Genomic DNA, 13,028 nt, shown 5'->3' with positions numbered 1-13,028 from the left:
GCCAGCTTCGAATTTTTCTGTTCGATAACCGATCGTTCACCAAAATCACCCTAACTTGATCGCGGCCCTGAAGGCCTCAGACGGTCGCCGTCGTGCGCGTTGAGTATGGTGACGGCGACCCCTTCCATGACCGACAAATCGACCAAGAGGCGAAACAGCGTTCAGCGCGACGCTCCGATCGCGCGAGGCGCGAGCGTGGCGCAGGCGGCTTCGATCTGGACGAGTGCTCGCCATAGCTTTTTGAATGGCTTGGTGATTGCAGTTATCACGGGCGCCGTGCTCAGCTTTCTGTTGATAGCCAAGCATTACTCGTGGTCGTTGGGCGGTGGAGGAATTTGCGATCGTGGCGAGCGGCCGCAGATCGGCGCTTCCGATTGCACAAAGCGCCGTTCGTAGTGGGCCGCTAGTTGCAGAAGGCGCAGCTTGATAAAGGGATCAGCCCCTTCGGCCAGCGCGCGAACGGTCCGTGCCCTCTCCTTGCAGAACTCGTTGTCCATGGTGTCCTCGCTGAAGCCTACAGCGGGATAGTCTCGGCTAAGCGGCTGGGCTGCGCGTGATGTGGGTTACATTGCCGTGGGTTTTCCCCGCAATTCACCGGATACGTAAAACGTCAAAGCGGCGCGGGCACGTCCTCGCCGTCGCCCGCCTGACGTGAGCCTTCGTAAGCCCCTTGCCGGACCTTGACGGCGGCGTCGACCGTCCATCGAACGGTGCCCGGGTCGCGGGCGCGATCAACGTTGCTTCCTGCGCGTCGTCGTCGACACGACGACGCAACGACAGAGCCATCTCGTTGAAACGAAACTCATAGGAGCGAACGCGCCCACCCTCGGGCAGATCGAGATAGCCGCCGACGTCGTTGCTGCGAAGAATGGCGACAGCGATCCTTACGAGTGACTTGATGCGCTCAGTTCGCTCGATCGCGTTCATGTTCACCGTTGAGCACCTGAATTTCGGCAGCGATCTTCGCAATGCACTCGCCGATCGGGATCAAGGTCGGGTTGCACGTGCTGATCAAAGCGATCGCGATGTCATCGCCGAGCTTTGGGTTCTTCAGAATTGCGGCGACCGCCGTGCACGCTGCTTCCACGACCGGCAAGAGACTTGGATATCGCCGCAAAGTCGCCGCGATGATATCGGCTGCTTCGACGATTGCTTCATCGTTCGCCTGATAGCTCGCCATCCTCAAAACCTCAGAAGTGCGGAACCTGCTTCGGGCTGATCGCCGGCGCCGGCGCCGCCGCGTCCGGCGACGAATGCCCCAGCGAGCCGGGGCCGTTCCCGTTATTGATCGACCCGGCCAGCCGGATCGCGGTTTGCGCTTGCTTCACGACTTCCAAGAGCGACGACCCGGCTTCGACGGTCAGCTTGTTTTCGACTTCGCCGTGAACTTCGCCCTGAACGCTGACGTTTCCGCCGCCGGCCCCGTTGCCGCCGACGCCGGTCCCGTAAGTCATCGTTGGCGACACTTCAGGGACGTCGGGCGCCATCGGGTAGCCCCATGCGCGGCGGTACATATCGCGCATCGATCCGCCGCGCTGCCGGCGAAGGCGTTCGCCGCTTGTCATGCCCTCGTAACCGGCGTCTTGGACGGACGTATGCATCGCGTAGAGACCGCCGCCGATCGCGGCGGCGCCAGCGACCCACGGCAGCGCAGCCGCGCCAGCGCCCCAGAGAGCCGATCCGACGCCGGCGCTGGCGGCGGTCTTCCCTGCGGTGGCCGCAGTTTCCGCCGCGGTGCCGGCGACCTTGCCGCCGCTAAGGACGGCCGCCGCCGACGTCAGGGCGGCCGCTGCGCCGTCCAGCGCGACCGCTGACGACGTCAGACCGCCGCCGGTCGTGAGAAGCTGGAGGAGTTTGAAGCCGCCGTAAATTTGCGCGCCCTTACCGGCAGCGTACGCAGTCGCCGCGCCGCCGGCGACGACGCCCGGCGGCAGTTCCGCGGTCTTCTGGATCGCCTGCCCGATCAGGTCGGTAACCTGCGTCAGAAGCCCGCCCTTGCCGTCCTTGTCGAAAGCCCGGCCGACTGCGGTTTCTAGGTTCTTCACCGCGCCTTCGAAGCGGCTGACGGCGCCGTCGAAGCCGGCCATCCGTTCCGCGGCGATCTTGCCGGCGTAGCCTTCCGACCCGCCTTCGATTTCGCCGATGATATGCTTCAGCGTGTCGCCGTCGCCCAGCGCCGTCGCAATGCGGCCGCCCTGTTTCGAACCGAACAGAGCATTCGCCAGCGGCAGATTGTTCGCCAGCTTCGGGATCAGGTCTTTGATGAATGCATTGGTGTCGACTTCGTTGACCGACTTGTCCCGGTAGCGGCCGGCGGCGCCCGCGATCGACTTCAGCGACTTCGCGTCGCCGCCCTGCAATTCGCCGCGCAGAAGCGACGTCACGGCCGGGTTGAACTTGGCAGGGTCGGAAATCATCGCCTTGTCAGCGAAGATTTTGCCCAGCCCGGCGCGGGTCTTGTCGTTCAGCTTCACGCCGTACCGCGCGGCGACGTCTTCGGCGAACGGGTCGACCGCAAGGCTGTTCGGGACGCGCTGATAGTTCTTATAGTTCAGCCCGTTCGCGAGAAGCGCGGTTTTCGCGCCCGCCGTCGGCGCCTGCGCCGTCGACATGAGCGCCCGGAAGGCGACGCCGGCTTCGTCGCCGCCGATGTTCGCCTTCTTCAAGATGCCGCCGAAGCCGAGCAGGGACGCTTCGCTGATCTTGCCCATCCGCGCCGGCGTCGCGCCGTACTTGTATAGCTGCGTGATGTCTTCCGGCGTCATGCCGGAAATCTTCGCCGCCTTGACCTGATAGTCGGCCGTCTGTTGCGCCGACTTCTGCGCTTCTTCCAGCGTCCCCATCTGCTTTTTGAAGCCGAAGATCGCGCCTTCCATTTGCTTGACCGCGTCCGGAAGCTTCAGGTCCAGAGCCGAACCAAGCGATGCGGCCGGCCCCATCATTCCCATAATTTGATCGCGCTTCACCCCGCGGGCCGCAAGTTCGCACTGGGCTTCCAGAACCTGAATGTCGTTAAACTTCGTCGTCGCGCCCATGTGAATTGCTTGCTTCACAAGCGGCGCCTGTTCTTCGTCCGAAATGCCCATGACCGCCTTTGCAAAGCGGCGTTCGCGATCGAATTCGCGATAGGTATGAGCGACCGCGCGCGCCCCCGCTTTCACTTCATGACCGGCGAAGGCGCCGACGGCAGCGGCGGCGCCGGACAAGGCGACCTGCCGGTTTTGCCGGCGAGTTGCCCGGCGTTCTTCCCGTTCCAGCGTTGCGCCAGTTTGTTCGACGGCCTTCCGCAGCCGCGTATGATGCGCGGCCGCTTGCTGGATATCGACGCCCATTCCCTGAAGCGCGCGCTTGTTCGACAGGACGGCTTCCTTCTGAATGTCGAACGCCCTCGCGGTTGCCTTAACCTGCGCCTGCGCCCGCTTCAGGTTCGTTTCCATTTCGCGGGTCGGCTGGGCGACGCCCTTGATCGCCCTCGCCGCGGCTTCGACCGCGACCTGTGCGTCGCGATATCGCTGACGTGTCGCGGCGAAGGTGCCCCGCGAAACGTCGAACTTGTCGATCGCGGCCATCTGCGTTTTAGCGCGTTCCAGCGCCTTCGCGACCTGATCGACGGCCTTCGCCGTTTTGCCCGACTTGGCGAGGCCGTCCATCTTCTTCGCGATCGCGTCGAAGACCTTCCCGGTCTTGTCTTCCGCCGTGATGCGCGCAACGGCCTCTATGATCTTCGCCAAATCGGCCTCCTATAAAAATGAAATGGGCCGCGGACCCTTCTTGCCTGGACCCGCGGCCCGCGCCGACGCATTGGCCCAAGACCTTTACGAAAACAGCCAAAGCGACGGCGTAAGCACGTCAGACCAAATTACGATCCGCTGCGGTCGCAACGCCGGCGGGTGCCCACGGCTCGACTGGCGTGAGTTCGACCATCACTGGCCGCGATGATTTCGGCAGCGGCGGCAGTTCAAGCGACATAGCGGTGGTCGCTTCTGCCGTCATCAGGGAGCCATCGAACGCGACGCCCGGGCGATCGACGAACGGCAAGCGCAACAGCGCGAAGAAGTGGTTTGGATGATCAGCAGTAAAAGCAGGATGGTATGTCGTCGACCGAAATCGCCGCTTAAAGCATTCGATCTGCATAAAGTTGTTGACGGCGATATGTCCGGTATCGCCGCCTTCATCGGCAACGACATCGTCCTGGCTGCCAATGAGGTTGCCTGCGGCATTCACCCAAAGAACCGGCTCTGTCGTCGCTATGTCTTCTCGCGGCAATCGCGGCAATTCGCGTGCCGCGAAGTCGCCGACCTCGATGGGATCGACGCCGGGCGGCAAGATCGCGTTGAGCCGTTGTGCTTCCAGCGTCGCCGCTGTGGTGTCGCGCGCCAGTGTCGTCAGTTCGGCGAGTAGGCGGGCGCCGTCGCCGCGCAACCGAACTGCTATCGCGGTGTTCGTGGCGCGGCATGCTTCGACCCGCTTCGTGATTTCGGCGATCTCCGCTTCGCGCTTCGCGGCTTCGGCCGCGGCCTCCAGGTGCCCGAGCCGCGCGGTGCAGAGCGCGACTTCGGCCAACGCCGCGTCGCGCTCTGCCGTCCACTGAGCCCAGCGATCGGCCGACGTCGCGGCGATGCTCTCACGCGCCAGCAGACTTGCAAGCTTCTTCTGCGCCGCTTCCAGATCCCCGCGCGCAGATGCCGCGCGCTTCTCTTCTTCGCTTCGCTTCGAGAACAACGCCATGATTAAACTCCTCCGATCATCCCGCGGGACTTCAGAACCGCGTCCCATTGCGCCGAAATGCCGGCGGCGCTGAGGGGCGCCGCGGCGAGCGCCGCCCTCGCCTGAGCGACCGTCATGCTGGTAGTAGTCGCGAGGTTCATCGCCAGACCTTCGCGACCCTTCGCTTCGGGCAACGCGTTGATCGCGGCAATCCGGTCGCGTTCGGCTTGGGCGGTGGCTGCTGCCTGCATTTCAGTTTCCTTTGCTTACTTGACAGGAACGCCGTGCAAGATGTCTTCCGGCGTCTCGCGCACTACGACCGTGCTGACACCGCTGCCGATGCCCGCCAGTTTGATCCACGAGCGCGCCGGCGGACGATCCGTCGGCACGGTGCCGCCGGCGCCGCCGGCCGTAACGGACGACACGAAGTCCAGATTTATGTAGACGGTCTCGCCGCTCGCGTCGGTCAATCGCCGAAAATTCATCGGTGCGCGCTCCAGTTGGTTGACAGCGCGACGATGGGGCAAGACCGGGGGCGCAGGGAACGTTAAAAGCGTTCAAGGCCTCGTTCAATCCGTTCACACCACGCGTCGAACGCTGGCATGACCACGTGCCAAGTTCCCAAGAGCATTTGCGCAAACTGTGCGCCGTTGGGATCGTCGACGGCGTTTGCGCGGCACAAGCGTCGAATTTTCTGCTTGTCGAACGGAAGGCCGCGCTCGCTGAAGGCTTCGGCGGCGTTCCGGTAAGCCCGCACTGGCATTGTGATCGGCGCTGGCGCCGATAGGGCCGCGACGCGATCGCGGAGCGCCGCCGCGCTCGCGATGATCGCATCAAGTTCAGCAACGATGCCGGTTAAATTCCCGGCGACTGGCGCGAATGACATTGGCGGCGACGCGAACAGCGGCCGCCCCATGATCCGTCGCGTGAGGTCGTAGACCGCAATTTTTGTCTCGGTATCGGTTAAGATCATTGCTCCTCCTCGAACGGGTCGGCGCCGGCAGCAAGGGCGCGTTCGGCACGCTCAAAACGTGCCCGGCAGCGGTCCATCGCGTCGTCGAAGTGCCGATTGATTGCCGATCGGATGCTGACGTCACGTGTCGCAGCCGCCGCGACGCCACCCAGTTCGTGCCTGAAGGTTCCCAAGATGTCGGCGATGATTGCGCTGACCTCTTCGGCTTCCCAGAGCCGTCCCTCCTCGCGGGATGTGCGAAGCTCGATCGCCTTCGCTCGCGCGTCCTGGACGCGCGCAGCGGCTGCGGACTGTGTCGACTTGCGCGTTTCATCGCGCAGCCAGCGAACGTAGGCGATCCGGCAGGTGTCTATATCAAGCTTCCGGTTCGCCAGCGGCTTGAAGACGCCTTCGCCTACGAACTGCGCGACACGCGGCTGGGAAATGTCTAAGTGCTGGGCGACCTGCGCCTGAGACGCGCCCGGTGGCGCGCCGGCGGATCGCTTCGGTTTCGGCCGTTTTGAAGTCATTTTTCGTCGCTCTCCAATTACATAAGCGGGAAATCAACCGGATTGAACATGCTCAAACGCCGGGGCGCTTCGTGCCGCACCATCCGGCCGCCCGTCATACGGTCCCTAACGTCTTTGCCAGACTGCCCCGCCGTCTTCGGCAGCCCCCGCGTCGTCCGTTGGCTGTCTCTCGCCGGCGTCTGTGTACGGGCGTGAGGAGCGCGCATCAGCGCGCGCCCTATGGGTTTCCAGCGACTATTCAAGGTCTGATGGCAGTTCATCGAACGCCCCTTCCTCGCCTGCGTCGCCTTCGTCTCGATCTCCGTCGTCGTCTATCGGCGGCGCGATCGCGCGCGCCGGTGATGGACCATGATCCCGAGAGTGTGTCTGGGTTGGGTCGCAAGCGACCATGCGCCAAAGATCACGCTCGATTTCATCCCGAACCAACACAACGAAGGCGGCGCCGAACCTGCCTGTAAAGAAAGTGTCCCCAGAAGCAGATCGGCGTTGCCGCAACTGAAATAGCTCGATGCCGTCGGGGATCATGAATGCCTCACTGATCCCGGGAGACTGCCCGCCGGCCGCCAGCTTTTCTCTCGAAGTCGGCTTCTCTGTTGAAGCTTCAAGATCGTCAGCTTCGGAGATGGGCCGGACGCGCTGAACGCGCGCCGGCCTTCTGGCAGGAGCACGGGCTTCCTCGACGACGGTTGCCGTTGGAGGCCGGCGGCGGCAGCCGGCCGGCCGGCGGAACGCCACATCAAGATCGCCGCCCCGCGGACGCATTCAGTCTTAGTGATAGAATAAGAACTACAGGGCACGCGGTTTTGATACCGTATCAAAATGCCGTGCCCTATCTGCATCGATAGATAGGGCACGCGTTTTTGATACCGTGATGATACCGTATCAAAAATGCGTGCCCTATCTACGGGTGAAGCAGGTGTGCAGGTCATGCGAGGGGCGCTCGCCTGACCTGTAGGGTCTCAGCGATCCTCGACGTTCCGGGTACAATTCTTGTCTCCAGTGTCCCTTGCTCTACGCCGTATTTGACAGCGCGGTGGACCGCAGGACGGAGGCTCCCCGTGTCCTTGCCGAGATCGTCAAACGCGACGGACTTAGACCGTATCAATTCCTGGGTGATGGACCCTATGTCCCACCAGCCTTCAGGCGGTAAGCTGGAAAGGATCGCGGCGAGGCGGCGTTCCGGCTTTGATAGCCTCGGCTGTCCCGACAGACGCTCACGGAGACGACGTTCCTTCTCTCGCTGGCGTCGCTTGTCCTTTTGGATTGCAGCGCGCGCCTCAGCGTCGACGTCGATCGAGCCGATCGTGCGCAATCTTGCTGAGGTCCGCTCGGCGAAAGTGACGCCGAGTTCACGCGCGGCCGCGTCGGCGCCCCAGCGCCGGCTCGATGCAAAGGCGGCGGCTGTCGCGTCCCGGCGCTGCGCATCCGGCATCCAATCGGCATATCGGGCAAGGAAGCTCGAAATGCGCTCTCCTGCGTTCGCCAACCTTGCCAAATGAGCAAGCGCGAACGCGATGAGGCGTCGGCTGTTGTCATCGTCCGGCAGCCGGCCCTTGTCACGAACCCAAATCAATCGGGTGACTTCGTCCGATCGAAGCCTCGCGACCCGGTCTTCAGGCCTCGTTGACGCGAGGTCAGCCCAAGCTTCGCGCCTGATGGATTGTCGCGCGGCTGCAACGCTCATTCGTCACCATCCGGTAGAAGAACCTGCTTCCAGATTTCTGCCCGAACGGCTGCCTCAATGGTTCGGAGTTCGGCTTGGATCGCGCCGTCGTCGATGCCCATTTCCTCCAGGGTCATGCGGATGGCGCCGAGGTTCCGCCGAACATGCTGCTCGCCCTGCTCCGCGGATCGCGTCAATACGAATTCTACGTGGCGGCGGACATATGCAGCGTCCCGAAAATGACCCGGCAGGAGGAACACCTTCGCCGTCGGCGCCGCAATGTGAATGTGTAACTGCGGATCGCTTTCCGGTTGGACGTCCGGCGCCACGTCGCGCCGGACATCGCTAACGAAGCGACGAACTGCTGACTTCTCTGTCATGCCACGCCTCGCGACTGGCGATCTTTGAAGTAAGCCAACCAAGCCGCCCGCGCGAAATCCCGGCAGAACCGTTCAATGTCGCCTTCGGGAATGTCGAGATCGTCCAGCCTGCAGGTTTCCATCCACAAATGGTCAGCCAAGAATTCTTCAGCAGCGTCGATGGTCTGCCGCTTGCCCATTTGGCTGGCGACGTATGCCACGATCTTCCGGTGTTTGGCCGGCGGGAACGCGAATACCTGCGCGGGGCGCTTCATTGGTCGGGCCTCACAGCTGGGGATTGAATGGCGGCGCGCCGGGCGGGGAAAGGACCGCGGCGCGCCGCCGAAGCGCCGCCGTACATCCGGGCGGGCGCTTGTACTGCGCGGGCGTGCTAACCGCGCAGCAAAACGGATCAGATCAGGCGGACCGCGATTGTTCGGCGTATGCGTCCAGATCGGCGAGCGTGTATCGAACCAGCACGCCGAACCGATGATAGCGCGGGCCAAACTTCCTCATGCGCCACTTCGCCAGCGTCGACGTCGACACGTTCAAATATTTCGCCGCCGCTCGATCGTCGATGTAGCGCGATCCCGCGGCGTTGGCATTCGCCTGCATTTCAATCCTCCGCTTTGCGACGCGGCGATCGCGTCGGAACGGAGTGGACGATGCCGAAAGCCGGGAGGGACATTCAAGGTGACAAACCTCGAACCGGGCATGAAGCGGGCATAATGCCCGGCGCGTTTCCGATTAGTGCTTGATTTTGCTGCGACAAAAAAATCACCGAACAAGGGAGAAATCCCGGGTACGCGCCCGGTTTGTCCCCTTTGTCCCCCCAGATGTCCCGGGCGTGTCCCCCCTTGCTCGCGCTTCCGGCGCCTTCCTCATGTGTGATTTGCCCTCACGGCTTAGGTCCTTCCGCCGGGTTGCTTTACCGGGACATGCCCCGACGATCGCGGCGGAGGGTCTTCAACAGACTGGAAGAAGCTCGACGCGATCGAAGCGCAGCAGGGGCGCAGAAATCCGGATTTCGTTCCGTCGTCGACGAAGGCCGATTGACGACGCTGGTCGGTAAAATAGTGCTGGCGGCGTCATGGACGGTCGAAGATCAGCTACGTCGATACGATCGCACGCCGGCGCTGACGGGTCGCTTCAAAACCGCAGCGTGAACCGTGATCTGGCATTCTGGTCGGGCGCGCTTCGAGCTGTATTTGGCTGATAATGGCGTATCGGGCGAGGTCAATTGCGGTGTTGGCCTGCGTTCTGCTGGAAAAATAAAACGAACGGCTATCGAGGTCGGGATAAGCGAATGTGACTTTCCAACCTTCGTCGCCCGCCTCTAAAATCGATACCTTCGGCAAATATTCATTTCGTAAGGGTTGTTATAAGCCATACCCGTATGTCTTACCGCTTAGATGAAATTGCGCAGCAATGGGGCAGTTCGAGAACGTAAACGGCAATCTGTCAAGGAGAGACGATGAGGCTGCAAATGTTGGTCCTGGGTGTTGTGTTTCTGGCGCCGGCCTATGGCCAGACCCCGCCGACCGCAACTGAGGCTTTCAACCTGCGCATCAAGTGCAAGGAAATGGTAGATGAAAAGACGCAGACGATGACCGAAGATTTCTACCGCAAAAACGCGCCAGAGCTTGACTTCTTCTTTTCCTCGTCCCGGTACGACCCTCGAGCGAACCGCTGCTACGGCGAGTTCCATGTTAAGCAGAAATATCGTACCGGCCCTACGAAAGAGCGAGAGAGGCGCATACTCTACGACATGCAGGTAGATGATTTAATGGCAACTGAGGAAATAACGGACAGCAAAAGATATGGAATGGTCTATGACCACAGCCATAAGTCGATGACAAACGCTAACTCGGGATGGGATGACACCGATGCCTACATGAACGAAATGATGGAAGACAAAAAATAAAACAGCGCCCTACGTGGACGCTAGTAGCTCGTCGTTTTTGAAGGCTCTGAACTCCGCAACACTCATAGGGTCGCTCTCGTAATATCCGCGAAAGCAAAGAAGGCGGAGTACACCGGCACCACCTTCTTGATGATGGTACAGCGCCGGTGACTGGCAGGTTCGCCAACCAGAAATCGATTGGCGACCCAAAGAGCTGGCGGCAAAATCTCCAACATCTCGTTTGTAGCTTTCTGCCGTACAGTCGCTGAACCTCGTTGTCGTCGATCGACAGGTAATTGCCGAAGTGACGGTCGACATTTCCGAGAAACATATCCAGCGCGTATATCCGCTAGAGACGCCGGTTAGATCGCTGATGGGGATGGCGGCGTTCGACGCGGACGGCGTCATCAGGTAGGTGCGCGCCAAGCTCGCGCTTGTATTCCAACCGCTTCAGCTATGTGCGTTCCCAGCCATTCGCTGGCCGCGCAGGGCGGCCACGGTCGTCGGCCTTGATGTAATACAGCGACCCGTCGTCCGCCTCGGCCATTCCCAAGCTATCGGCCGTCACCTTCGCGGGCGGGTATCAATCAGAGCCTTCCTTGGCCAGAACTGTAGTTGTGCAGGCAGTGAGACCTCACCCGGTGCTTACAACGTGCTTACATACGAAAGGCGACGAAAAGCCAACCTTCAAGCCTCCAAAATATCTTATTGATCTAACTTCTGAAAATGGTCGGAGCGAGAGGATTTGAACCTCCGACCCCTAGTCTCCCAGACTCGCTTGCATTCAACTCATTTGCATTATGATGACACCTGAAAGACCTAAATCATTGAGCTTTCTCGCTTGACCGTTTGCATGAATGCCAATAGAACTCACCAAGCATCATGCTTTTCTGACCTCCGGGTCAGGCAAAACCGACGTTTTTTGATACCGGGGACTAGGGTGCCTAAGCTCACCGACAAGTATATCGCAGGCCTCAAATGTCCACCAGATCGGGACCACATCTCGGTCTCCGACGATGGCTGCAAGGGGCTTCAGCTGAGGGCGCTCAAGTCCGGGAACAAGTCGTGGATCTTCTATTATTGGTCCCCGCTCCTCTCCAAATCCGTGCGGCTTCGTCTCGGCAGCTACCCCGACCTGACGCTCGCCAAGGCGCGAGACAAGGTCGCTGAGCATCGCAGGACAATGGCCGAGGACGAGGACCCTCGCCGCAAGCAACGCCAGGAGCGGAAGCGGATAGCCAAGGAAGAGGCCCTGTCGTTCGATGATCTGGCCGACCTCTACATCGCCGACTACGTGATCGGCGGCCAGTGCGGCAAGGACGCGGTACGGATCTTCCACGAGACCGGCAAGTGGCCGACCGTGTTGACGTCGGTCCCGAACAAGAAGTCCTGGAAGAACGACATCGGCTATCTGCGCCGGCCGCGCTCGGCCTGGGGCAGCGAACCGGCAGCGTCCGTCACCGACGACGACATCGCCGACCTGCTCGACGAGATCGCCGAGGAGGCGCCGGTCAGCGCCAACCGCACCCAGTCGATCCTCCACAAGGTCTTCAAGTGGGCGATGCAGCCAGGCCGCAAGCATGCGCCAACCAACCCACTGGCCGGACTCGAGCGCCGCGGCGGCAAGGAGAAGCAGCGGGACCGGGTGCTATCGGATGACGAGATCAGGACCCTCTGGTGGGGTCTCGATCGGGATGATGCGCCGGTCGAGCGCAGCGTGGCGCTGGCGACCCGCTTCATCCTAACCACGATGGTCCGCCCCTATCAGTCGGCAGGAGCCGAGACGAGCGAGGTCAGCAACCTCGACTCGAGCAATGCGCTCTACGAGATGCCGCCGGGGCGCGTGAAGAAGGACCGGGCGGTGATCGTTCCGTTGTCCGACCTGGCCGCCGACATCGTCAAGAAGGCGATGGGGAACGGGAACCGAACCGCCCTGTTCCCATCGAAGTTCGACGTCACGGGCAAAACCTCGATCGCCCGATCCTCAATTTCGCAAGCACTGAATGGAAAGAAAAATGGAAAGAAGAGCGGAGACAAGACGGAGGACCGCATAGGACTCCGCGATTTCCTCGGACTGAAGCACTTCACTGCCCATGATCTGCGACGAACCGCCGCGACAATTGCTCGTCGGGCCGGAGCGCCGCGCGAGGACGTGAAGGCCATGCTGGACCACGTCAATGGTGACGTGACCGCGGTCTACGACAAATACGACATGCTGAAGGAGAAGCGGCACGTCGTGACCATTCTTGCACAGGAGCTGCGCCAGATCATTGGCGACGGCCCGAAAGAGGACGTGAAATGAAGACGGCACTGATCATCGCTCTGACCATGGTCGCCACCCAGGCGCTGGCCGAGAGCCCCTACCCCACACCGACCCAGGATGGCCGCGAGCGCATCCAGAGGACCGGCACCTGCCCTACCGGCTACGTCGGCAAGGGCGACAAGTGCGAGGCGCTGCACAAGGACACGCCCCGCGCCTATCCGTACATCCCGGGCACGGCCTGCCCGTCCGGGACGTTCCGCAGCGGCGACGCCTGCAAGGAGTTCCGCTGATGTCCAGCAAAGCGACCAAGCGCGGCAATGCCGACCTGCACGCCAAGGCGAACGCATTGATGGAGCAGCCCGTGATCGGCGACTGGCACTCGCTGGAACGGGTCGTAACGCAACTGGGAGCGGCGGCTCCCAGGGCGGCGAAGGAAGCGCTCGCGAGCTTCCAGAAATCGATGCTGAAGCTGCCCAACCCCTTTGGCGACTGCTCGGGAAGCGTTGAGGCTGAATCCGCGGAATCGGCTCCGACCGATCAAGCCTGAGATCGAAGCGTTGAGAAAGAGAGATGCAATGGACGAGAAGATGAACGAGGGGCAGCCGATCGAGACAGCGCCGACCAACGCAGTGGTTGACCTCTGGATCGAGT

The 13,028-nt window shown here is 61.8% G+C and carries 19 protein-coding genes; 5 read left to right on the top strand and 14 right to left on the bottom strand.

Annotated features, from left to right (window positions below):
* Positions 1-126 precede the first annotated feature (126 nt).
* On the top strand, positions 127-396 hold the full coding sequence (locus tag K359_RS62170) for a hypothetical protein (protein ID WP_156928945.1): 270 nt from the start codon (positions 127-129) through the stop codon (positions 394-396).
* A 195-nt stretch (positions 397-591) separates the two neighbouring features.
* On the opposite strand, the gene K359_RS0140660 is transcribed toward K359_RS62170, so the two are convergent.
* The 14 genes from K359_RS0140660 to K359_RS62155 all read right to left on the bottom strand — a co-directional run bounded on the left by K359_RS0140660 (position 592) and on the right by K359_RS62155 (position 9,569).
* Complete coding sequence (locus K359_RS0140660) at positions 592-927, bottom strand: hypothetical protein (RefSeq protein ID WP_029084343.1); 336 nt, start codon at positions 925-927, stop codon at positions 592-594.
* Positions 905-1,180, bottom strand: a complete 276-nt coding sequence (locus K359_RS64990; protein WP_029084342.1) for a hypothetical protein — start codon at positions 1,178-1,180, stop codon at positions 905-907. Before K359_RS64990 ends, K359_RS0140660 begins: the two co-directional genes overlap by 23 nt.
* 10 nt (positions 1,181-1,190) lie before the next feature.
* The gene (locus K359_RS0140650; protein ID WP_156928943.1) at positions 1,191-3,650 is read right to left on the bottom strand and encodes a phage tail tape measure protein; all 2,460 of its coding nucleotides are present in this window, start codon (positions 3,648-3,650) and stop codon (positions 1,191-1,193) included.
* Between the two features lie 199 nt (positions 3,651-3,849).
* Positions 3,850-4,728, bottom strand: coding sequence for a hypothetical protein (locus tag K359_RS0140645; protein WP_029084340.1), 879 nt, complete (start codon positions 4,726-4,728; stop codon positions 3,850-3,852).
* A gap of 2 nt (positions 4,729-4,730) precedes the next feature.
* Positions 4,731-4,958, bottom strand: a complete 228-nt coding sequence (locus K359_RS0140640) for a hypothetical protein (protein WP_029084339.1) — start codon at positions 4,956-4,958, stop codon at positions 4,731-4,733.
* Positions 4,959-4,973: 15 nt separating this feature from the next.
* A complete protein-coding gene (locus K359_RS0140635; protein ID WP_156928942.1) occupies positions 4,974-5,177 on the bottom strand; it encodes a hypothetical protein in 204 nt (67 codons plus the stop codon).
* A 77-nt stretch (positions 5,178-5,254) separates the two neighbouring features.
* Complete coding sequence (locus K359_RS0140630; protein ID WP_029084337.1) at positions 5,255-5,680, bottom strand: hypothetical protein; 426 nt, start codon at positions 5,678-5,680, stop codon at positions 5,255-5,257.
* Complete coding sequence (locus tag K359_RS0140625) at positions 5,677-6,189, bottom strand: hypothetical protein (protein ID WP_029084336.1); 513 nt, start codon at positions 6,187-6,189, stop codon at positions 5,677-5,679. The genes K359_RS0140630 and K359_RS0140625 overlap by 4 nt, the downstream gene beginning before the upstream one ends.
* Before the next feature lie 234 nt (positions 6,190-6,423).
* Entirely contained in the window at positions 6,424-6,714 is a 291-nt protein-coding gene (locus K359_RS62160; protein WP_156928941.1) for a hypothetical protein, read from the bottom strand.
* A gap of 400 nt (positions 6,715-7,114) precedes the next feature.
* A complete protein-coding gene (locus K359_RS0140615; RefSeq protein ID WP_029084334.1) occupies positions 7,115-7,873 on the bottom strand; it encodes a hypothetical protein in 759 nt (252 codons plus the stop codon).
* Entirely contained in the window at positions 7,870-8,232 is a 363-nt protein-coding gene (locus K359_RS0140610; protein ID WP_029084333.1) for a DUF6074 family protein, read from the bottom strand. The genes K359_RS0140615 and K359_RS0140610 overlap by 4 nt, the downstream gene beginning before the upstream one ends.
* The gene (locus K359_RS0140605; RefSeq protein WP_029084332.1) at positions 8,229-8,486 is read right to left on the bottom strand and encodes a DUF6074 family protein; all 258 of its coding nucleotides are present in this window, start codon (positions 8,484-8,486) and stop codon (positions 8,229-8,231) included. The genes K359_RS0140610 and K359_RS0140605 overlap by 4 nt, the downstream gene beginning before the upstream one ends.
* Positions 8,487-8,628: 142 nt before the next feature.
* Positions 8,629-8,826 carry an AlpA family transcriptional regulator gene (locus K359_RS0140600; protein ID WP_029084331.1) on the bottom strand — a complete coding sequence of 66 codons (198 nt, stop codon included), beginning with the start codon at positions 8,824-8,826 and terminating at the stop codon, positions 8,629-8,631.
* Between the two features lie 494 nt (positions 8,827-9,320).
* Positions 9,321-9,569 carry a hypothetical protein gene (locus tag K359_RS62155; RefSeq protein ID WP_156928940.1) on the bottom strand — a complete coding sequence of 83 codons (249 nt, stop codon included), beginning with the start codon at positions 9,567-9,569 and terminating at the stop codon, positions 9,321-9,323.
* Positions 9,570-9,685: 116 nt separating this feature from the next.
* On the opposite strand from K359_RS62155, the gene K359_RS0140595 reads away from it, so the two are divergent.
* The 4 genes from K359_RS0140595 to K359_RS0140575 all read left to right on the top strand — a co-directional run bounded on the left by K359_RS0140595 (position 9,686) and on the right by K359_RS0140575 (position 12,924).
* Positions 9,686-10,135, top strand: coding sequence for a hypothetical protein (locus K359_RS0140595; RefSeq protein ID WP_029084330.1), 450 nt, complete (start codon positions 9,686-9,688; stop codon positions 10,133-10,135).
* An 832-nt stretch (positions 10,136-10,967) separates the two neighbouring features.
* The gene (locus K359_RS0140585) at positions 10,968-12,416 is read left to right on the top strand and encodes an integrase arm-type DNA-binding domain-containing protein (RefSeq protein ID WP_084518687.1); all 1,449 of its coding nucleotides are present in this window, start codon (positions 10,968-10,970) and stop codon (positions 12,414-12,416) included.
* Positions 12,413-12,667 (top strand): hypothetical protein, encoded by a 255-nt coding sequence (locus tag K359_RS0140580; protein ID WP_029084328.1) that lies wholly within the window; start codon positions 12,413-12,415, stop codon positions 12,665-12,667. The genes K359_RS0140585 and K359_RS0140580 overlap by 4 nt, the downstream gene beginning before the upstream one ends.
* Positions 12,667-12,924 (top strand): hypothetical protein, encoded by a 258-nt coding sequence (locus tag K359_RS0140575; RefSeq protein ID WP_029084327.1) that lies wholly within the window; start codon positions 12,667-12,669, stop codon positions 12,922-12,924. Before K359_RS0140580 ends, K359_RS0140575 begins: the two co-directional genes overlap by 1 nt.
* The last annotated feature ends 104 nt before the right edge of the window (positions 12,925-13,028 follow it).

The organism is Bradyrhizobium sp. th-b2 (assembly GCF_000426785.1).
GTDB lineage: Bacteria > Pseudomonadota > Alphaproteobacteria > Rhizobiales > Xanthobacteraceae > Bradyrhizobium > Bradyrhizobium septentrionale.
The sequence above is the reverse complement of the archived record's forward strand: the minus strand, read 5'-3'. Positions and strand labels throughout refer to the sequence as shown.